Source organism: Desulfovibrio sp. 1188_IL3213 (assembly GCF_036763145.1).
Lineage (GTDB): Bacteria > Desulfobacterota > Desulfovibrionia > Desulfovibrionales > Desulfovibrionaceae > Desulfovibrio.
Genome location: NZ_JBAIYR010000644.1, coordinates 1 through 951, shown reverse-complemented (window position 1 = coordinate 951; position 951 = coordinate 1). Strand labels below are relative to the sequence as shown.

Genomic DNA, 951 nt, shown 5'->3' with positions numbered 1-951 from the left:
GGCGCGGCCGTGGGCGACAGCCTTGCCCGCCTGCTGCGCAAGGCCGGGCATCATGTGCATACCGAGTATTATATCAATGACGCCGGCCGCCAGATGCGCCTGCTGGGCCTTTCCGTATGGCTGCGCGTGCTGGAACTGGCCGGACGCCCGGTGGAGTGGCCTGAAGACTATTATCGTGGCGATTATATTATTGATATTGCGCGTGAAATGCTTGAGGCCGACCCCGGCCTGCCTGACATGCCCGCCGCCGAAGGCGAAGCCCGGTGCTATGAAAAGGCCATGAACGACATCCTCAATGGCATCAAGGACGACCTGCGCGACTTTCGCGTGGAGCACCTGCAGTGGTTCTCGGAGAAAACCCTGGTGGAAACCGGTGCCGTGGACGCGGCCTTTGCCGCACTGGGCAAGTCGGGCTATACCTATGAGCAGGACAATGCCTTCTGGTTTGCCACCGAGCAACTGGGCGACGACAAAAACCGCGTGCTCAAGAAATCTGACGGCAGCCTGACCTATTTCGCTTCAGACATTGCCTACCATCACGACAAGTTTGAGCGCGGCTATGACTGGCTCATCGACGTATGGGGCGCGGATCACCACGGCTACATCCCGCGCATGCGCGCGGCCATTACCGCCATGGGCAAAGAGCGCGACAGCTTTGACGTGGTGCTTATCCAGCTTGTGAACCTGCTGCGCGAAGGTCACCCCGTGAGCATGTCCACGCGCGCGGGAACCTTTGAAACCCTCGCCGACGTTATCAAGGAAGTGGGCACAGACGCCGCGCGCTTCATGTTTCTTTCGCGCAAGAGCGACAGCCCGCTGGACTTTGACCTTGAACTCGCCAAGCAGCGCAGCCTGGACAACCCCGTCTACTACGTGCAGTACGCGCATGCCCGCATCTGCGCCGTGTTGCGCCGCGCGGCCGAACGCGGTTTTGTCCTGCCGGAAAAATCC

The 951-nt window shown here is 60.8% G+C and carries 1 protein-coding gene; it reads left to right on the top strand.

Translation table 11 applies throughout. From position 1 onward, the window contains the following. The coding region (gene argS, locus V6C16_RS14250) for an arginine--tRNA ligase (protein WP_333543557.1) at positions 1 to 951 on the top strand (951 nt) is incomplete at both ends.